This window comes from Microbacterium sp. Root1433D1 (assembly GCF_001426835.1).
Classification (GTDB): domain Bacteria; phylum Actinomycetota; class Actinomycetes; order Actinomycetales; family Microbacteriaceae; genus Microbacterium; species Microbacterium maritypicum.
In genome coordinates, this window is the sequence record NZ_LMFN01000002.1 from 694,105 (window position 1) to 716,118 (window position 22,014).

Genomic DNA, 22,014 nt, shown 5'->3' on the forward strand with positions numbered 1-22,014 from the left:
GCTCAGCTCTTGCCGAAGAGCTTCTGGATCTCCGCGAGGTCCGCCTCGCTCGGAGCCTTCGCCGCTCCGCCGCCGAGACCGAACCCGGAACCGGTGGGCGTCGCGGATGACGCGATCCCCGCATTCTCGGCCGCGCGCTTGGCGGGGTTTCCCGAGCGGGAGCCGCCGGAGGACTTGGCCTTCTTGCCGCGCTTGGAAGATGCACCGGGACGCCCCATGCCGGGAACGGCTCCCATACCGGGGATGTTGGGAGTGCCGCCACGAGCAACGGTCTTCATCATCTTCGCGGCCTGCTCGAAGCGCTGCACGAGCTGGTTGACATCGGTGACCGTCATCCCGGAACCGCGTGCGATACGCAGACGGCGTGATCCGTTCAGGACCTTGGGGTTGCGTCGCTCGCCCGGCGTCATCGAGCGGATGATGGCTTCGGTGCGGTCGATCTCACGCTCGTCGAAATCTTCGAGCTGCTGCTTCATCTGCCCCATGCCCGGGAGCATCCCGAGCATCTTCTTCATCGAGCCCATCTTCTTCATCTGCTGAAGCTGGTCGAGGAAGTCCTCGAGCGTGAAGGCCTCGGTCGCGAGCTTCTCGGCCATCTTCATGGCCTCTTCCTCATCGAAGGCCTGCTGCGCCTGCTCGATGAGGGTCAGGATGTCGCCGAGGTCGAGGATGCGGCTCGCCATACGGTCGGGGTGGAACGGCTCGAGGTCTTCGAGACGCTCGCCCGTCGAGGCGAAGATGATCGGGCGGCCGGTGACGGAGGCCACCGAGAGTGCGGCGCCACCGCGGGCGTCGCCGTCGAGCTTCGACAGCACGACTCCGGTGAAGTCGACACCCTCCTGGAACGCCTTGGCGGTGTTCACGGCGTCCTGACCGATCATCGCGTCGATGACGAACAGGACCTCATCCGGGTTCACAGCCTTGCGGATGTCGGCGGCTTGCTTCATGAGCTCGGCATCGACGCCGAGACGGCCGGCGGTGTCGATGATCACGACGTCGTGCTGCTGCCGTCGCGCGTACTCGACGCCGTCACGCGACACCTTCACGGGATCGCCGACGCCGTTGCCCGGCTCCGGTGCGTAGACAGATGCGCCGGCCTGCTCCGCGACGACCTGGAGCTGGGTGACCGCGTTCGGGCGCTGGAGGTCAGCCGCGACGAGCAGCGGCGTGTGCCCCTCACCCTCGAGCTGCTTGGCGAGCTTGCCTGCGAAGGTGGTCTTACCGGAGCCCTGCAGGCCCGCGAGCATGATCACGGTCGGCGCGGTCTTCGCGAACTGCAGACGACGCTGCTCTCCGCCGAGGATCTGCACGAGTTCCTCGTTGACGATCTGCACGACCTGCTGGGCCGGGTTCAGCGCCTTGTTGACCTCGTCGCCGAGGGCGCGTTCGCGCACCTTCGCCGTGAATTCCTTGACGACCACGAGCGCGACGTCGGCGTCGAGCAGGGCGCGTCGGATCTCGCGCACGGTGCCGTCGACGTCGGCCGCGGTGAGCTTTCCCTTCGTGCGCAGATTGCGGAAGGTCTCGGTGAGCCGATCGGAGAGCGTGCCAAATGTAGCCATGGTGCTCTGATTCTACGCGAGCGGCGGCCGGTTGCTCAGCGCCGTGCGGACTCAGGACCAGGGCAGGTCGTGGATCGTCCCCAGCGCTTCCCGGAGGACGGTCTCGGGAGTGCCGCGTCCGGCTCCCTGTTCCGCCCAGACCCGCAAGGATGACAGCACCGCCGCCGCGTGAGCGGCCCCCAGGATATCGGCGCGGATGACATCGACCCCGGCGGCGGACGCCGCACGCGACACCGCCGTGGACAGGCGGGCGAGGCGGAGTCCGGTGTCGCGGACGAGCTCGTCCTCCAACCCCATCGCCCGAGCGTTCCGAAGAGCGAGCGCGAGCGGATCAGGGGCGAAGTCGTGCACCACACGCAGCAGGATGTCGCGAACCTCGTCCCCGGTCGCTGCCCTGTCGAGCCGCTCGAGAGAAGCGATGGCCTGACCGATGCGCTCGTCGACACCCGACCACAGCACGTCGCTCTTCGAAGCGAAGTAGTTGAAGAAGCTGGATCGGCTGACGCCGGCGCGCTGGGTGATGTCAGCGACTGACGTGGCGTCGTATCCGCGTTCGAGGAAGAGCTCGCACGCAGCTTCTGCGAGCGTCTCTCGCGAAGACGCCTTGGGGCGACCGGCCCTGCCAGGGGAACTCATGCCCTCACGCTACCGCGAGGACCACCACGACGACGCCGTCGGCAGTGCGGAGGGGTATTGTTGTTCCCAGTCCATTTACTCAAGGAAAGCGGTTCTGCGATGCTCGAGATCCTCACCCCTGGATTCGCTCCGACGCCCGTACCGTACCTCGACGGATGGGATCTTCAGCGCCGTATCCACGCCGATGTCGTCGGACGTACACGTCCGGACACACTGATCCTCCTCGAGCATGAGGCGGTGTACACCGCGGGAAAGCGGACGGAACCGCAGGAGCGCCCACAGGACGGGACTCCCGTGATCGACGTGGACCGCGGCGGCAAGATCACCTGGCACGGCCCCGGGCAACTCGTGGGATATCCGATCGTCCGCCTCGTCGAGCCCATCGATGTCGTCGCCCATGTGCGCCGGCTCGAGCGCGTGCTCATCGATGTGCTGCGCCCGTTCGGCGTCGACGGCTATCAAGTGGACGGCAGAAGCGGCGTCTGGGTGCGCCGGCCGCTCTCCGAAGACAAGGTCGCAGCGATCGGGGTGCGCGTGCAACAGGGAGTGACGATGCACGGCTTCGCCATCAACTGCGACAACTCGCTGACGGCGTTTCGCGGAATCATCCCGTGCGGGATCACCGACGCCGGGGTCACGACGGTGAGCGAGGTGGTCGGCTCCGCCGTCTCCCCGCTCGACCTCGTCGACGCCGTCACCCGCGCCTTCCTGGCCGAGTACGCGACCACTGAACTGACAGGAGCCACCGCATGACCGCCGCACCCGAGGGGCGCAAGCTCCTGCGCCTGGAGATCCGCAACGCCGAGACGCCGATCGAGCGCAAACCGGAGTGGATCAAGACCAAGGCGAAGATGGGCCCCGAGTACACGGCCCTGCACTCCCTCGTGAAGAGCGAGGATCTGCACACGGTGTGCCAGGAGGCCGGCTGCCCGAACATCTACGAATGCTGGGAGGACCGGGAGGCGACCTTCCTCATCGGCGGTTCTCAGTGCACGCGCCGGTGCGACTTCTGCCAGATCGACACCGGGAAGCCCGCCGACTACGACACCGATGAGCCGCGTCGTGTCGCCGAGAGCGTGGTCCGCATGAACCTGCGCTACGCGACCGTGACGAGCGTGGCGCGCGACGACCTGCCAGACACCGGTGCATGGCTCAACGCCGAGACGGTGCGCAAGATCCACGAGCTCAATCCGAACACCGGGGTCGAGCTGCTCGCCAACGAGCACAACGCCGATCCGGCATTCCTCGGCCAGATCTTCGACGCCCGTCCCGAGGTGTTCGCGCACAACGTCGAGACCGTACCCCGCATCTTCAAGCGCATCCGTCCCGCCTTCCGCTACGAGCGGTCCCTGAACGTGCTCACCCAGGCGCGAGACGCGGGGCTGATCACCAAGTCGAACCTCATCCTCGGGATGGGCGAGGAGCCGGAAGAGGTCGTCCAGGCGCTGAACGACCTGCACGACGCCGGATGCGACATCATCACGATCACGCAGTACCTGCGCCCCTCACCTCGTCATCTCCCGGTCTCGCGGTGGGTGAAGCCCGCGGAGTTCGTCGAGTTCAAGGAGGAGGCGGAGCGTATCGGTTTCCTCGGCGTCCTCGCCGGTCCCCTTGTGCGGTCCTCGTATCGGGCCGGGCGTCTGTGGGCGCAGTCGATGCGGTCGAAGGGCCGCGAGATCCCCGCCCACCTGTCGCACATCGCGGACAGCGCAGACCTCGGTTTCGCCCAGGCCGTCTGACCCGGACGCGCTCCGAGGTGTGGCTCAGTCCGCGCTCATGACGGACTGCACGCTGCCGTCCGAGCCGAGGTTCACCAGCAGCACGTCGTCCGTCGAGCTGTCGTCGAGGGCGTACTCGAGCACCGCGAAGGGCTCGGACCCTCCGTGCTCATCAGCGAGGATGGTCATGCTCATCAGGCGCAGGGAACGGATGATGTCGACCGCCGCGTCGCCGGACACGTCGACGAGGACGTCGGGAAGATCATCGCCGTACGTCTCCTGCTGCTGAAGGATGTACTCGGTCACCTCACTGGTGCGGTCGTCGACTTCGGCGAGCATGCCGCGCCGGGCGGTGTCGTCGACGCTCTCCAAGCCAGCGATGAGCGAGGCGGCGATGTCGAGCGCATCGGCGGACACGTCGTCCTGATCCGGCGCGGTCAGATCGACGGTGACGCTCTGGTCGCCGAGCTCCACGGTCTCCGACCAGAAGATCGAGCCGTCGGGACCCGAGGACAGGAGTCCGAAGTAGTCGTGTTCGATCGCCATAACGCTATGAAACCAGCCTCGTGCTCACTGCGGTAGTCCCGTCATCAACCGACCAATGACTGGACGAACACATGGGGGGTGAAACCGGTCAGATCGTCGATACCCTCGCCCTGGCCGAGCAGCTTGACCGGGATCCCGGTGCGCTCCTGCACGGCCAGCACGAAGCCGCCCTTGGCAGAGCCGTCGAGCTTGGTGAGGACGAGTCCGGTGACGCCGGCGTGCTCGAGGAAAGCCTCGGCCTGCATCACGCCGTTCTGGCCCGTGGTGGCATCGAGCACGAGGAGCACCTCACTGATCGGGGCCTGCTTCTCGATCACGCGCCGGACCTTCGAGAGCTCATCCATGAGGCCGCCCTTGGTGTGCAGACGCCCCGCCGTGTCGATGATGGCGATCTCGATGCCTTCACGCTTGGCGTACTCGACCGTCTGGAAGGCGACGGATGCCGGGTCCTGGCCCTCCTGCTGCGGACGCACGATCGCGGCCCCGCCGCGCTGCGCCCACGTCGCGAGCTGCTCGACCGCTGCCGCGCGGAAGGTGTCGGCCGCGCCCACGACCACGCTGCGCTGATAGCCGCGGAGGAACTTCGTGAACTTGCCGATCGTCGTCGTCTTGCCCACGCCGTTGACACCGACGACGAGCACGACAGCGGGACGCTCCGTGAGCTTCAGCGTCGTGTCGAACTTGGCGAAGTGCTCCTCGAGGGTCTCCCGCAGCATGCGCTGAAGGTCCTTGGGGTCGGTAGTGCGGTACCGTTCGACCTTCGCGCGCAGCTCGTCGACGACGCGCTCGCTGATGTCAGGTCCGAAGTCGGCTGTGATGAGAGCCGTTTCGAGGTCCTCCCAGGTCGTCTCATCGATGGTGGGCTTGACGAACATGCCGCGCAGTGCGCGACCAAGAGACCAGGACTTCTCCGCCATCACTCCAGCCTACGGGTTGCGCGGGTGGATGCTCCGCGCGAGGCGGTTCGATCCGCTAAACGGCCGCTGCCGCTCGATCTCCGACACGTTGCCCCACGACCGCCGAGACGCCGTCCTGGCGCATCGAGACGCCGTAGAGCGCATCGGCGATCTCCATGGTGCGCTTCTGATGCGTGATGACCAGCAGCTGCGAGCTCTCCCTCAGCTGCTCGAAGACGGTGAGCAGCCGGCCGAGGTTCGCATCGTCCAGAGCGGCCTCGACCTCGTCCAGGATGTAGAACGGGCTCGGCCGCGCCTTGAAGATCGCGACCAGCAGCGCCACGGCCGCCAACGACCGCTCCCCGCCGGAGAGGAGGGAGAGGCGCTCGATCTTCTTCCCGACCGGCCGGACGGACACCTCGATGCCCGTCGTCAGCATGTTGTCGGGGTCCGTCAGCGAGATGCTCCCTGTCCCACCGGGGAACAGCAGAGGGAAGACCTGCCCGAACGCCTCCTTCGTGTCTTCGAAGGCACTGGCGAAGATCGTCTGCATCCGCTCATCGAGATCGGTGATGATCGTCAGGAGGTCTTGGCGCGTCTGGGTGAGGTCGGCCAGCTGCTCGGTGAGGAAGGCGTGCCGCTGCTCGAGAGCGGCGAACTCCTCGAGTGCCAGCGGGTTCACGCGACCGAGCTGGGCGAGTTTGCGCTCCGCTTCGGCGAGACGACGCTGCTGGATGCGACGGTCGAACGGTATGGCGGTGTCATCCGTGTGCTCATCGCCGTCGTGCGGCGCCACGCCCGGATCGCGCGGGACCAGCTGGTCAGGACCATATTCCGCAACGAGAATATCTTCGTCGAGAGCCAGCTCGGAAGCGACGCGCTCGAGAAGGCTGTTCAGGTGGAGCTTCTTCTCGTGGATCTGCAGCTCGAGTCCGTGCACGCTCTCGGTGAGTCCGGCGAGCCGCTCCCGAAGAGAGCTCTCCTGCGCGCGCAGGGCGACGAGTTCCTGATTCTGCGCCGATCGCGCAGCTTCAGCCTCGCGCAGAGCGAGGCGCGCCTCCGTGACCGAGCGATCCAGTGAGTCGAGGATGCGAGGCAGTTCTTCGGCCACACCCGACGCCGCCTCTCGCTGCGCACGGCGGATGACCGCTCGGCGCGCAGCCTCGGCCGCGGCATCCCTCTCGTGCTCGCGCTGCCGCTCCAGGCTCGTGACCCTCGACTGCGCCGCACGCACGCGCTCACGCAGGGTCTCGATCTCGAGCCGTGCCCGTACCTCACCCTCTCGTGCGAGTTCCAAAGCTTCGAGCAGCCCATCTCGCGCGGAGGCATCGAGCACGGGACGCGGCGCGGAGATCGCGTCGTCCAGCGCCGCCTTCGCCGACTCGGCCTTGGCCTCGGCCTCGGCGACGGCGGACTGCGCCTGTGCGAGCCCCGTCTCGAGGCGCTCGCACTCGGCGACAGCGGATTCGTGGCGCACCGTGACGCGGTTGACCTGCTCGGCGTGGGTGGCCAGAGCCGCATCGTGCTCCCGAAGTGCCCGCAACGCGTCCTTGGCCTGACGTCTGGTCGTCTCGACCGCCTCGTTCGCCTCCTCGCGCGCTTCGCGGAGTGAGTCGACGACGATCTGGATCTCGGCGAGCCGCTCGGTCGCGGCGTCCCTCTCGGCAGCGAGCTCCAAGCGGGAGCGCTCTCCCCCGGAACCAGTGCGCAAGGTCTGGGCCGTGACGACCTCACCCGCGACCGTGACGATGGTCGTGAAGGTGTCGCCCGTCGCATCGAGAGCCGCTCGTGCCGCCCGCGCCGAGTCCAGATCGTCGGCGATCAGCACATGGGACAACACGCCGAGCACGCCGTCGGGAGCCGTGACCGTGTCGACGGCGGGCGTGACCCCTGCGACGACGGGGAGCACCGGGTCGGGTCTGAACGCGTCAGCGATGACGAAGTCGACCACGCCCCTCCGCTGCTCCGCTGCATCCATCGCCAGTGCGAAAGCGTCGGCAGCCGTGTCGATGAGCACGCCCTCCGCGAGCGGACCGAGGACCGCGGCGATAGCGGCCTCGAAACCGGCGCGCACCTGCACGGCATCGCCGACGAGGCCGCGCACGCCCTTGCCACCCGCTCTGACGATCTCGGCAGCGCCACCCGACAATGCGAGCGCGCTGCTCAGAGCCGATGCCTTCGCCGTCAGAGAGTCGACTTCGCGCTCGGCGGCGTGCAGGCGCTCCCGAAGGGCCTCGCGCTCGGACTCCGCAGCCGTCGCGGCGCGCTGTGCGCTCTCGTAGGCGGCCGCGTGTTCGGCCGCCGTTCCTTCGGGCGCCTCCGCGTCGTCGATGGACTCGAGGGCCTGCGCGGCTTCGCGTCGGCGCACGTTCGCCGCCTCGAGGGCGTTCTCCTGACGGAGCACCGCTCCCCGGACAGCAGCGAGGGCGGATGCGGCGGCATCCGCAGTTCCGCGCAGAGCCGACACCCGCATGTCGTATGCGGAGACGAGGGCGCTCTGCTCGGCGATGTCGACGTCGAGCGTGTCGAGTTCGGCACGCGCGTGCACCACTTCGCGACTGGCCGCTGCCGCCGCATCCTGGGCATCTCCGAGACCGGCCGAGATCAGATCGATCTCCTCCTTGGCCTCGTCGATCGTGGCCTGCGTGACCGTGACCGCGGTGACCGCGGCGTCGTCGTCTTCGGTACCGAGGAGGGCGAGCCGCTGATTCGCGAGCGTGAAGAGGCCACGCATGCGCTCCTGCACCTGCTCGAGGCCGAACGCCACGCTGCGTGCCTCGTCGACGGCGACGGAATTCTGATCCTGCTCCAGTCGCGCGATGCTCGCGCGCACGGTCTCGGCCTGGTCCGAGAGCACCAGCCGCTCGGTGTGGCGCTCGTGCTCCGTGCGCGTGTGATCCGCGAGTGCGGCGCGCAGGGCGACGACGTCATCGGCGAAGATACGAGCCTTGGCATCGCGCACGACCGCAGCGATCGTCTGCGCCTCCCGGGCGATCTCGGCCTGGCGTCCCAACGGCTTGAGCTGCCTGCGGATCTCGCCGGCGAGGTCGCTCAGGCGGGTGAGGTTGGTCTCCATCGCATCGAGCTTGCGGAGGGTCTTCTCCTTGCGTCGGCGGTGCTTCAAGATTCCCGCCGCTTCCTCGATGAACCCGCGGCGATCTTCCGGAGACGCCTGGAGCACCGTGTCGAGACGGCCCTGGCCGACGATCACGTGCATCTCGCGGCCCAGGCCGGAGTCGCTCAGAAGCTCCTGCACATCGAGGAGACGGCATCCCTCGCCGTTGATCGCGTACTCACTGGAACCGTTGCGGAAGAGCGTACGGCTGATCGTCACCTCGGCGTACTCGATCGGCAACGCGCCGTCGGCGTTGTCGATCGTCAGCTGCACCTCGGCGCGACCGAGCGGACCGCGCGTCGACGTTCCGGCGAAGATGACGTCTTCCATCTTGCCGCCACGCAGCGTCTTCGCACCCTGCTCGCCCATCACCCAGGCCAGGGCGTCGACGACATTCGACTTGCCCGAGCCGTTCGGACCGACGATGCAGGTGACACCGGGCTCGAAGACGAAACTCGTCGGCTGCGCGAACGACTTGAACCCCTTGAGAGTCAGGCTCTTCAGATGCATGCGGGCACCGCTCGTCCGGGGAGAATCACGCGGCTACGCTACCGGAATCACGCGGTTTCAGCCTTATCCCGCGCGGGCGGCGAGAGAACTCGAGCACCAGACGACACGCCGAGCGGGACCACATGTGCTTGACGCCCGCCCGCTGGATTCGCTACGGTTGCGTCCGGATCGCCACACGAAAGGAGGTTACCGATGATTACGACTCAGCTCAACGCACAGGCCACTGGCCTCGCCGCGCCCGCGCACTTCGCGCCGCGCCACGCGTTCTCGGTAACCGCCGGCGTCCGCATCAGCGCTCTCTCGTAGAACCGCACACCGAGATTCCGTGCCCGTAGTGGGCTCTATCCGGTCGGCTCTTCCGCGCCCCGTCTGCTGACCTGCATCCCAGGTCACGGCTCATCCCCGCGTGCGGGGCCACTTTTGCGTGACCCCGTCGCCCCGCGTTCTTCCGCATCGCTCCTGGCCGCTTCCTCGGTCGACGTGCGGTGCTTCCGCATCCATCACCGCCTTTCTCTCGAAGGAACCATCGTGAACACCACGTTGCATCGCAGCGACATCCACCCGCCCGATATCGAGGACCGCGAGGTCCTCCAGATCCCCCACCCCGACGAGCTGCGTCGCCTGTCGCTCGCAGATCGTCTCTCCCTCCGGATCGGCCTCTGGCTCTTCCAGAGGGCGCAGCGCCCCCGGCGTCCGCGCCGCGGCCTGCACATCGATCCGGCAGACATGCTTCTGCTCGGTGAGCAGCGTCATCGCTCCGCCGCGGAATCCCAGGCACTGCTGATGTTCGACCTGCAGCGCGGAATGCGCTGATGATCGGGCGTCGGTGATGCTCGTCTCTCCTCCGATGGTTCCCCACCCCCGCCTGCTCCGTGCGGGCGGGGGCGGGGAACCATCGCCGGGGCCTCACCGCCGGCACTCTCCCCCGCTCCGCCCGTCGCGGAGCTCACCCGCTGGAAACACCTACGAAGGAAACATCACATGACGACCGTCGAACCGACGATCACGCCGCTGATCGTGCCGGTCTCCCTGGACGCCGATGACGCGGCCGACTTCCGCGCCTGCGCCGCACTCAACCGCCAGATCTGCGATGAACTGGTCGGCCTCCCCGATCTCGCCTCCACAGCCGAGCAGATGCTGCCCGGATGGCAGGACCAGACAGACGCACTCCACCGGGGGTTCGTCGCCCGCATCGACGGGCAGATCGTCGGCATGATCACGATCTACATCGCCCTCGAAGATGAGGCTCACGCGATCGAGTTCGACCTGCTGGTGCCGCGCGAACACTGGGGGCAGGGCATCGAGGATGCCCTGCTCGCGCAGGCAGAAGCCGAGGCGCGGGTACATGATCGAAACGTCCTGCAGACCTGGACGCTGCATCGTCCGGAGGGCGCGGAGCGCATGCTCGTGCCGCGCACGAAGTGGGGACGGATCCCGGCGACTCCGCTCTCCGACCTCGTCGAGAGCGACGGCTACGTGCTCGAGCAGGTCGAGCGCAACAGCGAGTACGACCTCCACGCGGACCCCGCTCCCCTGCGCGCAGCGCTGACGGACGCGACCGCGTTCGCCGGCCCCGACTACCGCGTCCTCGAATGGGATATGCCGACTCCGCCCGAACTCCGGGACGGCTTCGCGGACGTCCTCGCCCGGCTGTCGACGGATGCGCCGAGCGGCGACATGGACTTCGCCGAGGAGAGCTGGGACGCCGATCGCGTCGCCCGCCGGGAGGCGAGGATCCTGAGCTCCGGTCAAGCCGTCTCCGTGGTCGCGGTACAGCACGTTCCGACGGGAGAGCTCGTCGCCTACAACGAGCTGGTCATCGCCGCGGACCGCACCGGTGTCACGGAACAGTACGGCACCCTGGTGCGCAAGGACCACCGCGGGCATCGTCTGGGCACGATCGTGAAGTGCGCGAACCTGCTTCGCTGGCGCGAGCTGATGCCGCACTCCACCGTCGTCTCGACCTTCAATGCGGAGGAGAACAGGCCGATGCTGAGCATCAACGAGGCGATCGGCTTCGTGCCCGTCTCGTACGCCGGGGCGTGGCAGAAGATGATCTGACGAGCGCGCGGACCCGATCTCATTCTTCGGGATGACGTCGGGTCCGCACCGTCATCCGCCGGAGCGATGACGGCACCGCGGCGGGTGGCGAGGCTGGAAGCATGAACACTCCCGTGATCGAAGCCCACGCCCTCATCAAGACCTTCGGGACCACGCGCGCTCTCGCCGGCGTCGATCTGGCGATCCATCGAGGCGAATCCGTGGCGATCATGGGCGCCTCCGGCTCCGGCAAGACGACGCTCCTGCACGTCCTGGCTGGAATCACGGCGCCTGATGCCGGCAGCGTCGTCTTCCGCCCCGCCGAGGGCGCCCCCATCGAGGTGACCGCGCTCAGCGAGTCCGCACGCTCCCGTCTGCGTCGCGAGAGGTTCGGGTTCGTCTTCCAACAGGGTCTTCTCATTCCCGAGCTGACGGCAGTGGAGAACGTCGCGCTGGCGTCCATGATCAACGGTGTCCGCCGCCAGGACGCCGTGCAGCACGCGGCGTCGTGGCTCGCGGCTCTCGGGCTCGCCGGGATGGAGGATCGTCGCATCGGCGAGCTCTCCGGCGGACAGGCCCAGCGCGTCGCCATCGCCCGCGCTCAGGCGACCGGCGCAGAGCTCGTCTTCGCCGACGAGCCCACGGGCGCCCTCGATTCGACGACGTCCTCCGAGGTCATGGACGCCCTCCTGTGGTCGACGACCGGGCAGGGACGCACACTCGTCGTGGTCACGCACGATCCCGACGTCGCCGCCCGCTGCACACGCACGGTCGCCGTGCGCGACGGACGCATCATCTCGTCGGCGGTGGCCGCATGAACCGCAACGTCCTCGCCCTCCTGCTGCGGCCTGCTCCCGGCCAGAACAGCGTCCTCGCGCTGCCGGTGGTCGCCTTCGCCGTGGTGACGATGCTGGTCCTCACGGTCATCGGGGGTGCGCAGTCCTTCTGGGGATGGACGGATGAGATCGCTCCCCTCTACCAGGCCCTCGCGGCCATCGCGCTGGTCCTGCTGGTGGTGCCGCTGATGTCCCTCGGTGGCGCGGCGGCCCGGCTCTCCGCACGTCGACGAGACGAGCGGCTCTCCACCCTCCGCCTGCTCGGAGTGTCACCGGCCGGAGTCACGATCGCCACCGTCGCGGAGTCGGTGCTCGTGGCTGCGGTCGGCGCTCTCGCCGGTGTCATCGGGCACGTCGCGATCAGCCCTCTCATCGGGCTGATCCCGTTCCGGGGCGAAGCACTCGGGTTCGCAGCCGTCGTTCTTCCGCCGCTGCAGACCGTGATCGTCGTCGCGGCCGTGCTCGCACTCGCAGCCACCAGTGCCGTCATCGGCCTTCGACGCGTCGTCATCTCGCCCTTGGGCGTGCGCACGCGCACGGATGTGCCACCGGTGCACTGGATTCGCGCCGTGATCGCCGCCGGTGCGATCGCAATCGCCTTCGTGCTGATCAAGGTGTTCCCCTCGGTCGGCGGCCTGTTGATGACGATCGTCATCCTCGCCGGGCTGTTCGCAGCTGCGCTGGCGGTGCTGAATCTGGTCGGCCCGTGGGTGCTCAAAGTCTCAGCGGGACGCCAGCTGCGCCGCGCCGAACGTCCCGAGCGACTGCTCGCCGCGCGGATCGTGCTGGATTCTCCGAAGGCGGCCTGGCGTCAGGTCGGAGGCATCGCGATGGCGAGCTTCATGGCCGTGTTCGCCGGCACGGGAGTCGCCCTGCTGAACATGATGAGCACCTCCGACGCCGCCGCGTCCGACATCGCCCTCGCCGACGACATCCGCACCGGGCTCATCATCACACTCATCGGCTCGTTCCTGATGGTTGCGGCGTCGGTCGGGGTCAATCAGGCGTCCGATGTGCTCGACCAGCGCGACCTGCACCGCAGCTTGCACCACCTGGGCATGCCGATCGAGACCGTGGATCGGGCGCGTCGTCGCGCGATCATGTCGCCTCTGCTGGTCACGGCGATCGGGTCGGCGCTGGTCGCAGCCGTCCTGGTCTTCCCGCTCGTCGGGATCGCGCTCATCACGGCCCCACTCTCCCTGATGACCATCGCCGCCGTCGTGTCGGTCGGGATCGGCGTGGTCTGGGCCACCACGTGGGCCACGCGCCCACTGCTGCAGCGTTCCTTCCAGACCGTGTGAGAGCGACTCATGGTCGAATAAAACGTAATAACGTACTATTCGACCATGAGTGATGAGATCTCCCATCTCCGCGAAGCACTGCTTGCTCTGACCGAGCGGGTGGCAGTGCTGGAGCAGACGCGCCACGTCTCACACAGCGCACCCTTCGACGAGGGCGGTTTCTGGGCGTTGAACGGCTTGCAGGCGCGCCTCCCCGATGACGCCTCGACGACAGAGGGAGCGGTGATGCTCGTCGGCGCGCTGACGTTGCCGACGGGAGCACCGGTGTCCTGGCAGCAGACCGTGGGAACCGCAGGACAGCTGGAGGCCACGTGGGCGGAACGCGCATCCGTCTTCGCGGCGCTCGGACACCCTGTGCGCCTCGAGCTCCTTCGTCATATCGTCTCGGGAACCCACGCCACGTCGGAGCTCGCCGCCGTCGACGGCCTCGGGACGACCGGACAGCTGCATCATCATCTGCGCCAGCTCGTGTCGGCCGGATGGGTGCGCCAGAGTGGGCGCGGCAGTTATGAGGTACCGGCCGCACGCATCGTGCCCCTGCTCGCGTGCGTGCTGGGAGCAGAACGATGAGGCACATTCTGCTCGCCCTCTACCGTGTGCGCGGGCCTCTCTACGGCGTCACCGCTCTCATCCTCGTCGCCATCGCCTTCACCAGTGGGATCAGCCTGGGCGATGGCGCTCGTCAGGCGAGGAGCATCGTCGCCGTCATCTCGGTCGGTGTGCTGGCGGTCTGCGTGCTTCTGGTCCTCATCGGGCCACGCCTGATTCCGACCAGAGACGCCGTGGCGATCTCGGCTCCGGTGTCCGGGCGGTGGCTGAGCGTGAACAGTCCTGCGACCAAGGTTCCCAGCCACGGCATCCGTCTGTACGGACAGGCGTACGCCATCGATCTCGTGCACGAACCCGACGACACCGCCCGCCCGTCGTTCGGCAGCGGGTCCGCCATGCGGCCGGCGCGGGAGTACCCCGCCTTCGGCGAGCCGGTGTTCGCCATGATCGACGGCGTCGTCGTGCGCGCCACCGACTGGCGGCGCGACCATCGAGCCCGATCGAGCGGGTTGGCGATCGCCTACATGCTGATCGAGGGAGCGGTGCGCGAGCTCGGCGGACCCGGATTCATCTTGGGCAACCACGTGACGATCCGCGGGGCGAACGGCGACTTCGCGACCGTGGCTCACCTGGAGCAGGGGTCCGTCGCCGTGAAGGTCGGTGAGACGGTACGCGCCGGGACCCGGATCGCACGTTGTGGGAACTCCGGAAACAGCAGTGAACCGCATGTCCACGCGCAGCTCATGGATAGAGCATCGCCGTGGACGGCTCAAGGCCTACCGATACTGTTCGCCGACGTCATCCTCGACGAGGGCGGTCCTCTCGCAGCTCTCCCCGGAACGGGGCAGCACATGATCGCCGCGGTCCCGCGCGGGTAGCCGCTCTACGTGCGCAGCCGCTGGCACCGCGGGCAGAAGTGCGAACCCCGGTTCATGAAGCTCTCGCGCACGGTCGACGTGCCGCATCGAGAGCACGGCTTGCCCTGCTGCCCGTAGGCGTTGAGCGAGTGCGCGAAGTAGCCCGACTGGCACAGTTAGTCACGTTGACCTGGCGAGCTTGTCCTCATGGGTCCGAGCCACCGGAGAAGCGCGAACATCGCAGGGCCCCTTACACGGAGGATGTTGATCCTCAAACCAGGCGAGGCGACGACCTCTAGACTGAGCCGATGGCCGACCTCCAGTTCGAAGCTTTGGGGCCCACGTTCTACCGTTGCACGATAGAAATCGCTGACAGCACATATTCATCCGGCGTCATCTTCGACTGCCCGCTTGACGACGAGAAAACGAAGAGAGCGCTGCAGGCTGTAGGCGCAGCCTTTGCGTTCGTGCAGCAGAAAGAGCCGTCGCTACTGCATGCCGAAGTCGCGGCCGAACTGCCCTGCGAGGCAGACCGGAACATGTTCGTCAGGTGTGAGCTCAGCTCGCTCAGCGCCGTTTGGGATTCAGAGGCGAATGCTCCCAGCGTTTCCCTCGCCTATGGTTTCGACGACGGAGTGTATGCGGTCGCAACGATGAAAGACAGCACAATCGCATCGGTACTGCTCAACGGCTGAGCCTCAGTACCTCCTCACGGCCGTCGCTGGCACCGCGGACAGAAGTGCGACCCGCGATTCATAAAACTCTCGCGGACGATCGGCGCTCCGCAGCGCGGGCACGGCTCGCCTTGACGTCCGTACGCATTGAGCGAATGCGCGAAGTAGCCGGCCTGACCGTTGACGTTGACGTACTGCGCATCGAAGCTGGTCCCGCCCTCGGCGAGGGCCTTCGCGAGCACGAGGCGCACCTCGGCGAGCAGCCGGCGAACGGCCTGTGTCGACAGGCTGGCGGCGGGCGTCTCCGGGTGGATGCGCGCAGCCCACAGCGACTCGTCGGCGTAGATGTTGCCGATCCCGCTCACGACCCCCTGGTCGAGCAGCACGCGCTTGATCGCGCTCCCCCGTCTGGCCAGAGCCGCGCGGAAAGCTGGATCATCGAAACGAGGATCCAGCGGGTCACGGGCGATATGCGCGACCTGGGTGGGGATCCGCGATCCTGCGTCGTCGATCAGTGCGTCCACCGCCAGCGAGCCGAAGGTCCGCTGGTCGGCGAACACGATCGCGAGTTCGCCGTGGGTCGGATGCTCGATGCCGATGCGCACGCGCTCATGGCGTTCGGCGCCCGCATCGGGAGCACGAAGCAGCATCTGGCCGCTCATCCCGAGGTGCGCGATCAGCGCGGAGTCGCCGTCGTCGAGCGGGAGCCAGAGGAACTTGCCCCGGCGGGACGCTGCGGTGAAGGTGCGTCCTTCGAGCCGACCGACGAAATCAGCGGCACCCGCGACGTGCCGCGTGAGCGCGCGTTCATCGAACACGCTCACCGCGGTGATCAGGGATCCGACGGCAGCCGGGGCGAGGCCCGCACGGACGACCTCGACCTCAGGAAGCTCAGGCACGCTCGCTGAGGGTGCGCCAGGCACTGAGGGCCGCAGCCATCTCGGCCGTCTTCTTGCTGCTGCCCGCGCCGGTCATGCTCACATCGCCCACTATGACGGTGGCGACGAACCGCCGGTCGTGATCGGGCCCGCTCGCTTCCACCGAGTAGCGGGGAGGCGTCGCACCGACACGGGCGGCCAGCTCCTGCAGACTGGTCTTCGGATCCATCGCGGCGCCGTAGCGTTCCGGGTCGGCCAGCAGCGGCTTCGTCAGACGCAGCACGAGCTCTGTCGCGGCTTCGGGCCCGGCCGAGAGGTAGGTGGCCCCGATGACGGCTTCCATCGTGTCGGCGAGGATCGAGTCCTTGTCGCGACCGCCCGTCTGCTCCTCACCGCGTCCGAGCAGAAGATGACTGCCGAGATCGATCCCGCGGGCGACTTCGGCGAGGGCGACGGTCGACACGACGCTCGCGCGTCGCTTGGCCAGCTCGCCCTCATCGAGATCAGGGTGTGTGGTGAACAGCATGACGGTGACTGCCTGACCGAGCACCGAGTCCCCGAGGAACTCGAGACGCTCGTTGTGCGGGATGGCGCCGTGCTCGTACGCGTACGAGCGATGAGTGAGGGCCAACTCCAGAAGCTCCGCGTCGATATCGACGCGGAGCTTATCTGGGAGAGGCCTCATCCCCCCGGGGACCTCCGTCACCGTACGCGATTCAGACGTCGGCGACCTTGCGGCCCTTGTACTCCAGGAAGAGCTCCGTGCCCTGCGAGTCGGTGACGACCTTCGCCTGGTGGGGACGGCTGTAGACGACCTGGCCGTTCTCGATCGTCTTGACGAGCGCGACGGGCGCCGCCTTCCACTGCGCGCGGCGCGAGCGGGTGTTCGAACGGGATACCTTACGCTTCGGGGGGTTACCAGCCATGACTAGCTCTCTTCTTTCTCGGCGGCACGAGATTCTTCCGTGCCGTCTTGGTCTGTGATGTTCTGGAGCGCACTCCACCGAGGATCGATGGGAGCGGCCTGCTCCGTTCCGGTGCTCACGGTCAGTCGTTCACCCGTTTTCGGGTCGAGACCCGGGCAATCCGGCTGACACACCGGCTGAAAAGGAAGTGCCAGTACGGCCGCATCCCTGACGAGAGTTTCAAGATCCACGTGGTCGTCTTGAACCTCGAAGTCAGTTTCTTCCTCACCAGGATACGCGAAAAGCTCCTGGAACTCGACTTCGACGGGCCGAGTGATGTCGATCAGGCATCTTCCGCACACGCCGGCGTATTCCGCATCAGCGGTTCCCGACACGAGGATGCCCTCGTGGACGGACTCCAACCGCACATCGAGATCGAGTTCGGACCCGGCCTCGTACGACACGATCCCCTCACCCCACGCCTCGGAGAGAGCGACGGTGAACTCGTGTTCGCGCATCTCTCCCGGTCGCCGGACGATGTCGCGGGCAGGGAGCACAAAAGGGCCGTTCATTCGAGAGCGCACGCTTCCATGCTACCGGCCAGGGCTCGCGGTCGCTCTGACCGCGCGTTCAGGGAAGGGCGTCAGAGCCCGCGGGACCCGGTGTCCAGGAACGCCGCGACCGCCGAGGGGACGAAGGGCGTCACATCGCCGCCGAGAGATGCGACCTGGCGCACGAGGGAGCTGGAGACCATGGCGTGCGAGGGGTCGGGCAGGAGGAACACGGTCTCGATGCCGGCGAGGTGTCGGTTCACGATCGCCATCGGAGACTCGTACGCGACGTCGATCTGGGAGCGGATGCCCTTCACCAGCACACCGGCGTTCACATCGCGGGCGTAATCGACCAGGAGACCCATGCTCCACGAACCGATGACGATGTTGCCCTGCATGCCGTCGTCGGCGATCGACTTCTCCAGCAGGGAGAGCCGCTGCGCGATCGGCAGCATCGCCTCTTTGCCCGGGTTGTGCACGACCAGCACGTGCAGCTCGTCATAGAGAGCGGCCGCGCGCCTGATCACATCGAGGTGACCCAGCGTAGGCGGATCGAAGGAACCCGGGACGACGGCGATCCGGCTGCTCATGGTTCCAGCCTAGGGCACGTCGGTTCCGCGTCAGTTCTTCGCCAGCGCCGCGCGATCCTCATCGCTCACACGTCGTGCGATCGCCTCGCGAAGGCCCGGGTGATCGGCCATGTCGGGGTCGGCGGAGAGGATGCCCTCGGCCAGCTCACGCGCCCGGGCGATGAGGCCGGCGTCCTTCACGACGCGGAGGAGCTTGAGGGAGGAGCGGACGCCCGCCTGCGCCGCCCCGAGCACATCACCCTCACCGCGCAGCTCCAGATCGACCTCGGCAAGGGCGAAACCGTCGAGAGTCGCGGCGACAGCATCGACGCGGTCCCGCGCGAGCGACCCCGCCTCGGCCTCGGTCACGAGGAGGCAGAGCCCGGGGACGCCGCCTCGACCGACTCGCCCGCGCAACTGGTGCAGCTGCGAGACGCCGAACCGGTCGGCATCGAGGACGATCATCGTCGACGCATTGGGCACGTCGACGCCGACCTCGATCACCGTGGTAGCGAGGAGGAGGTCGATGTCGCCGCGGGCGAAAGACTGCATCACGGCGTCTTTCTCATCCGACGGCATACGACCGTGCAGCACGGCGCGCCGCAGCCCGCCGAGCGTCGGGTGGGTCGCGAGAGCCTCATCGAGCTGGACGACCCCCCAGCGGGGCCCGGAGGCACCCTCGGGCGCGAGCGCGGGCTGCTCCCCCGCTTCGGCCGTCTTCTTGGTCGTGTCGATCGCCGCGCACACCGCGAAGACCTGCCGCCCCTGGGCGATCTCCTCCGCGGCCCGCTCCCAGACGCGATTGAACCACCCGGGGTGCTCCGCGAGCGGAGCCACGAACGACTCGATGCCGGCGCGGCCCGCCGGCATGGTGCGGATGACAGAGGTGTCGAGGTCGCCGAAGACCGTCATCGCGACCGTCCGCGGGATCGGCGTCGCCGTCAGCACGAGGGCGTGAGGACTCGAGCCCTTCGCCCGCAGAGCCTCGCGCTGCTCGACACCGAAGCGGTGCTGCTCGTCGACCACGACCAGACCGAGGTCGGCGAACGTCGTCTTCTCCCCCAGCAGGGCATGGGTCCCGACCACGATCAGCGCCTGCCCGGACGCGACCCGCAGGGCGGCCTTGCGGCGCTCGGCCGCGGGCATCTGACCAGTCAGCAGCGTCGGCATCAGCAACGGCGCGAGATCAGGACCGAGCATCTTGGCGATCGAGCGCAGATGCTGACCGGCCAAGACCTCTGTGGGGGCGATCAGCGCGGCCTGGCCGCCGCTCTCGGCCACCTGCAGCATCGCTCGCAGGGCCACCAGCGTCTTACCGGATCCGACTTCGCCCTGAACGAGACGGTTCATCGGCCAGGCACCGACGAGGTCAGCGGCGATCTGCCGTCCCACCGTCTCCTGATCGGGAGTGAGCGTGTACGGGAGGCTCGCGTCGAAGCGTTCCAGCAGCCCGCCCGCGCTCGCAGGCCGCGACGTGGCGGAGAGCGCACGAATCGCGTCCCGCTGCTGGAGGAGCGCCGTCTGCAGGGTGAGCGCCTCATGCATGCGCAGGGTGCGCACGGCCGGGTCGATGTCGTTCCGGGTGCGGGGGCGGTGCACCAGTTCGAGAGCCTCGCGAGCGGTGAGCAGCTCTTCGCGTTCTCGGATCTCCGCGGTCAACGGGTCGGGGGCTTCCGAGAGGTCGTCGAGCACGCGACCGATGAGTCTGGCTATCTGCCAGGTCTGGATCGTCGAGGTCGCGGGATAGATCGGGATCGGCACGGCTGCGCGCGCGTCGGCACTGCGCCGAGCGGAATCCTCATCGTCGAACAGCTCGTACTCCGGGTGCGCGAACTGCGTCACCCCGTTGAACTCCCCGACCTTGCCGGAGAACACACCGCGTCGTCCCACTGCGAGATCTTTCGACCGCCACTCGGCTGCGCCGACGTTCTTGGCGAAGAAGGTCAGCGACATGCGTCCGATCCCGTCGCCGATCACGACGTCGACCATGGCACCGGGACGGTTGCGCATGCGACGGAAGCTCGAGGAGAGAACCTCGGCGACGATGGTCACCGTCTCTCCGAGGGGCAGGTCGCGGATCGGCGTGAGCTCGCCAGGGTCGGCGTAGCGGCGCGGATAGTGCGCGAGCAGGTCTCCGACGCTCTGCATGCCGAAGGCGCGACCGAGCGTCTTGGCAGACGCCGCACCGAGCGCATCCTCCAACGAGGAATCGAGCGTGAGCGACATGCTCCGAGTCTAGGGAACACGACGGACACAGCCGGCACGCAGGCTGTCGTATCGTGAACGGGTGACGAGGATCATCGCAGGCAGCGCCCGAGGCGCCCGACTCGAGGTGCCGGGCTCGGGCACACGCCCCACGAGTGATCGGGTGCGCGAGTCGCTGTTCGGCGCGCTGGAATCCCTGAGCGCGATCGAGGGCGCGAGAGTGCTCGACCTCTACGCCGGATCAGGCGCCCTCGGGCTCGAGGCGCTCAGCCGCGGAGCGGCGAGTGCCGAGTTCGTGGAACGCGCACGCCAGGCCGCGGCCATCGTCCGACGCAACGCCGCCGTCGTCGCCAAGGCGGGCGGTCTGCCGCCCGGTCGCGTCCACGAGAGCACCGCGCACGCGTTCCTGCAGCGCGCGACGGGACCTTTCGACCTCGTCTTCACCGATCCGCCCTACGATCTCGACGACACCGCCATGACCGCCGATCTCGTCGCGCTCGCTCCGCTGCTGTCGGCGGACGCCGTGGTGGTCGTCGAGCGGGCCCGCCGTTCCACGCCGCCCGACTTCGGAGCAGCGAATCTGGAGCAGTTCCGCGAGAAGAGCTACGGCGACACCACAGTGTGGTGGGCTGAACCTGCCCCGGAGGCGAAGGACTCCGAGCGGCTCGATCAGCCGGCGACCGAGTCCCAGTCCCGGTAGGGGTCCCACCCGGAGAGGTCGACAGGAAGGTCGTCGCAGAGCAGGTCTTCTTCTCCGCGAGCCCGAACCGAACCGATGACGCGGAATCCCGGTGGCAGCGTTCCCTCGGGGAACGTCGCGAGCAGCGCATGGTCCTCTCCCCCCGCCAGCGCGCGTTCCGGGTCGCCTCCGAGAAGAGAGCGGTCGAGGGCGATCGTGACGCCCGAAGCCGCGGCCATCCGTCGTGCGTCGAGAGCGAGCCCGTCGGAGACGTCCATCATCGCCGTGGCGCCCGCCGTGGCCGCGACCGCACCGAGGCCGATCGGCGGTGCGGGTCGAAGCTGTGCCGCCAGCGCCGCGCTCTCGCCCGAAGCGAGCTTCGCCGGGTCCACCGGCACGGGGACATCTCCGTCTCGGAACCGCCCGAACAGCACCGCGAGACCGCGAGCGGCGTGCCCGAGCTCCCCGGCCACCGCGACGACATCACCAGCTCGCGCACCGCTCCGCGTCACCGCGACACGCCCCTCCAGGTCGCCGAGAGCGGTCACCGCGACTGTCAGCACATCGGACACCGTCAGATCGCCGCCGACCACGGCGCATCCGGGCGCGAGAGATGCACAGGCGTCGCGGAAGCCGTCGGCGAGGCGCTCGACGAACGACAGACGCAGCTCCCGCGGGACGGCCAGAGCGACGAGCAGCGCGGTCGGGCGGGCACCCATCGCCGCGACATCGGCGAGGTTCACCGCCGCGGCCTTCCAGCCGAGGTCGTACCCACTCGACCATGCGAGACGGAAGTCGGGACCGTGCACGAGCGTGTCTGTCGTCGCCACCACCGAGCCGGAGGGCGTGGCGATGACGGCCGCATCATCGCCCGGACCGATCAGCGTGTGCGAGGCCGCGGGGGTCCGGGTCAGGATCGCCTGGAGAATACGCCCCTCGGACACATCTCCCAGGCGCGGATCGTCGGTATCGGGTCGGGAGGGCATG

The 22,014-nt window shown here is 68.0% G+C and carries 22 protein-coding genes and 1 pseudogene; 10 read left to right on the plus strand and 13 right to left on the minus strand.

Going from position 1 to position 22,014, the window contains the following annotated elements; translation table 11 throughout:
* Nucleotides 1-2: 2 nt before the first annotated feature.
* On the minus strand, nt 3-1,562 hold the full coding sequence (ffh, locus tag ASD13_RS09270; RefSeq protein WP_055868542.1) for a signal recognition particle protein: 1,560 nt from the start codon (nt 1,560-1,562) through the stop codon (nt 3-5).
* Between the two features lie 51 nt (nt 1,563-1,613).
* On the minus strand, nt 1,614-2,198 hold the full coding sequence (locus ASD13_RS09275; protein WP_017830739.1) for a TetR/AcrR family transcriptional regulator: 585 nt from the start codon (nt 2,196-2,198) through the stop codon (nt 1,614-1,616).
* Nucleotides 2,199-2,297: 99 nt separating this feature from the next.
* Here ASD13_RS09275 and lipB point away from each other — a divergent pair, with 99 nt between their 5' ends.
* A complete protein-coding gene (gene lipB, locus ASD13_RS09280) occupies nt 2,298-2,951 on the plus strand; it encodes a lipoyl(octanoyl) transferase LipB (protein WP_055868544.1) in 654 nt (217 codons plus the stop codon).
* Entirely contained in the window at nt 2,948-3,937 is a 990-nt protein-coding gene (lipA, locus tag ASD13_RS09285) for a lipoyl synthase (protein WP_055868546.1), read from the plus strand. The genes lipB and lipA overlap by 4 nt, the downstream gene beginning before the upstream one ends.
* Before the next feature lie 24 nt (nt 3,938-3,961).
* Here the strand turns inward: lipA and ASD13_RS09290 are convergent, their stop codons facing one another.
* Genes ASD13_RS09290 through smc form a run of 3 tightly spaced genes read right to left on the minus strand, consistent with a single transcriptional unit; the run spans nt 3,962 to nt 8,983 of the window.
* Entirely contained in the window at nt 3,962-4,462 is a 501-nt protein-coding gene (locus ASD13_RS09290; RefSeq protein ID WP_017830742.1) for a DUF2004 domain-containing protein, read from the minus strand.
* 44 nt (nt 4,463-4,506) lie between these two features.
* On the minus strand, nt 4,507-5,379 hold the full coding sequence (gene ftsY / locus ASD13_RS09295; protein ID WP_055868548.1) for a signal recognition particle-docking protein FtsY: 873 nt from the start codon (nt 5,377-5,379) through the stop codon (nt 4,507-4,509).
* A gap of 55 nt (nt 5,380-5,434) precedes the next feature.
* A complete protein-coding gene (smc, locus tag ASD13_RS09300; RefSeq protein WP_055868550.1) occupies nt 5,435-8,983 on the minus strand; it encodes a chromosome segregation protein SMC in 3,549 nt (1,182 codons plus the stop codon).
* Nucleotides 8,984-9,511: 528 nt separating this feature from the next.
* Between smc and ASD13_RS09305 the strand changes: the two genes are divergently transcribed.
* The 6 genes from ASD13_RS09305 (at nt 9,512) to ASD13_RS09330 (ending at nt 14,587) form a co-directional block, all read left to right on the plus strand.
* Nucleotides 9,512-9,796: a hypothetical protein gene (locus tag ASD13_RS09305; protein WP_055868552.1), complete on the plus strand. Its 285-nt coding sequence runs from the start codon at nt 9,512-9,514 to the stop codon at nt 9,794-9,796.
* Nucleotides 9,797-9,964: 168 nt separating this feature from the next.
* A complete protein-coding gene (locus ASD13_RS09310; protein WP_055868554.1) occupies nt 9,965-11,044 on the plus strand; it encodes a GNAT family N-acetyltransferase in 1,080 nt (359 codons plus the stop codon).
* Nucleotides 11,045-11,145: 101 nt separating this feature from the next.
* On the plus strand, nt 11,146-11,841 hold the full coding sequence (locus tag ASD13_RS09315; RefSeq protein WP_055868556.1) for an ABC transporter ATP-binding protein: 696 nt from the start codon (nt 11,146-11,148) through the stop codon (nt 11,839-11,841).
* Complete coding sequence (locus ASD13_RS09320) at nt 11,838-13,160, plus strand: permease (RefSeq protein ID WP_055868558.1); 1,323 nt, start codon at nt 11,838-11,840, stop codon at nt 13,158-13,160. Before ASD13_RS09315 ends, ASD13_RS09320 begins: the two co-directional genes overlap by 4 nt.
* 45 nt (nt 13,161-13,205) lie before the next feature.
* Nucleotides 13,206-13,730 (plus strand): ArsR/SmtB family transcription factor, encoded by a 525-nt coding sequence (locus ASD13_RS09325; protein WP_200942471.1) that lies wholly within the window; start codon nt 13,206-13,208, stop codon nt 13,728-13,730.
* Nucleotides 13,727-14,587, plus strand: coding sequence for a M23 family metallopeptidase (locus tag ASD13_RS09330; protein ID WP_055868560.1), 861 nt, complete (start codon nt 13,727-13,729; stop codon nt 14,585-14,587). Before ASD13_RS09325 ends, ASD13_RS09330 begins: the two co-directional genes overlap by 4 nt.
* Before the next feature lie 5 nt (nt 14,588-14,592).
* Here the strand turns inward: ASD13_RS09330 and ASD13_RS17165 are convergent.
* Nucleotides 14,593-14,733, minus strand: a pseudogene (locus ASD13_RS17165) (zinc finger domain-containing protein); the annotation flags it as partial.
* A gap of 141 nt (nt 14,734-14,874) precedes the next feature.
* Between ASD13_RS17165 and ASD13_RS09335 the strand changes: the two are divergent.
* A complete protein-coding gene (locus tag ASD13_RS09335) occupies nt 14,875-15,261 on the plus strand; it encodes a hypothetical protein (RefSeq protein WP_055868562.1) in 387 nt (128 codons plus the stop codon).
* A gap of 14 nt (nt 15,262-15,275) precedes the next feature.
* On the opposite strand, the gene mutM is transcribed toward ASD13_RS09335, so the two are convergent.
* The 6 genes from mutM to ASD13_RS09365 form a co-directional block, all read right to left on the minus strand.
* The gene (mutM, locus tag ASD13_RS09340; protein WP_055868565.1) at nt 15,276-16,139 is read right to left on the minus strand and encodes a bifunctional DNA-formamidopyrimidine glycosylase/DNA-(apurinic or apyrimidinic site) lyase; all 864 of its coding nucleotides are present in this window, start codon (nt 16,137-16,139) and stop codon (nt 15,276-15,278) included.
* Nucleotides 16,132-16,803, minus strand: a complete 672-nt coding sequence (gene rnc, locus ASD13_RS09345) for a ribonuclease III (protein WP_017830753.1) — start codon at nt 16,801-16,803, stop codon at nt 16,132-16,134. Before rnc ends, mutM begins: the two co-directional genes overlap by 8 nt.
* A gap of 31 nt (nt 16,804-16,834) precedes the next feature.
* Nucleotides 16,835-17,044, minus strand: coding sequence for a 50S ribosomal protein L32 (gene rpmF / locus ASD13_RS09350; RefSeq protein WP_017830754.1), 210 nt, complete (start codon nt 17,042-17,044; stop codon nt 16,835-16,837).
* Between the two features lie 2 nt (nt 17,045-17,046).
* Nucleotides 17,047-17,595, minus strand: coding sequence for a YceD family protein (locus ASD13_RS09355; protein WP_017830755.1), 549 nt, complete (start codon nt 17,593-17,595; stop codon nt 17,047-17,049).
* Between the two features lie 71 nt (nt 17,596-17,666).
* Entirely contained in the window at nt 17,667-18,164 is a 498-nt protein-coding gene (gene coaD, locus ASD13_RS09360) for a pantetheine-phosphate adenylyltransferase (RefSeq protein ID WP_017830756.1), read from the minus strand.
* A 30-nt stretch (nt 18,165-18,194) separates the two neighbouring features.
* Entirely contained in the window at nt 18,195-20,369 is a 2,175-nt protein-coding gene (locus ASD13_RS09365; RefSeq protein WP_055868566.1) for an ATP-dependent DNA helicase RecG, read from the minus strand.
* A 61-nt stretch (nt 20,370-20,430) separates the two neighbouring features.
* Here ASD13_RS09365 and rsmD point away from each other — a divergent pair, with 61 nt between their 5' ends.
* Nucleotides 20,431-21,048, plus strand: a complete 618-nt coding sequence (rsmD, locus tag ASD13_RS09370; protein WP_055868568.1) for a 16S rRNA (guanine(966)-N(2))-methyltransferase RsmD — start codon at nt 20,431-20,433, stop codon at nt 21,046-21,048.
* Here rsmD and thiL read toward each other — a convergent pair.
* On the minus strand, nt 21,018-22,013 hold the full coding sequence (thiL, locus tag ASD13_RS09375; protein WP_055868570.1) for a thiamine-phosphate kinase: 996 nt from the start codon (nt 22,011-22,013) through the stop codon (nt 21,018-21,020). The genes rsmD and thiL overlap by 31 nt on opposite strands.
* Between the last annotated feature and the right edge of the window lies 1 nt (nt 22,014).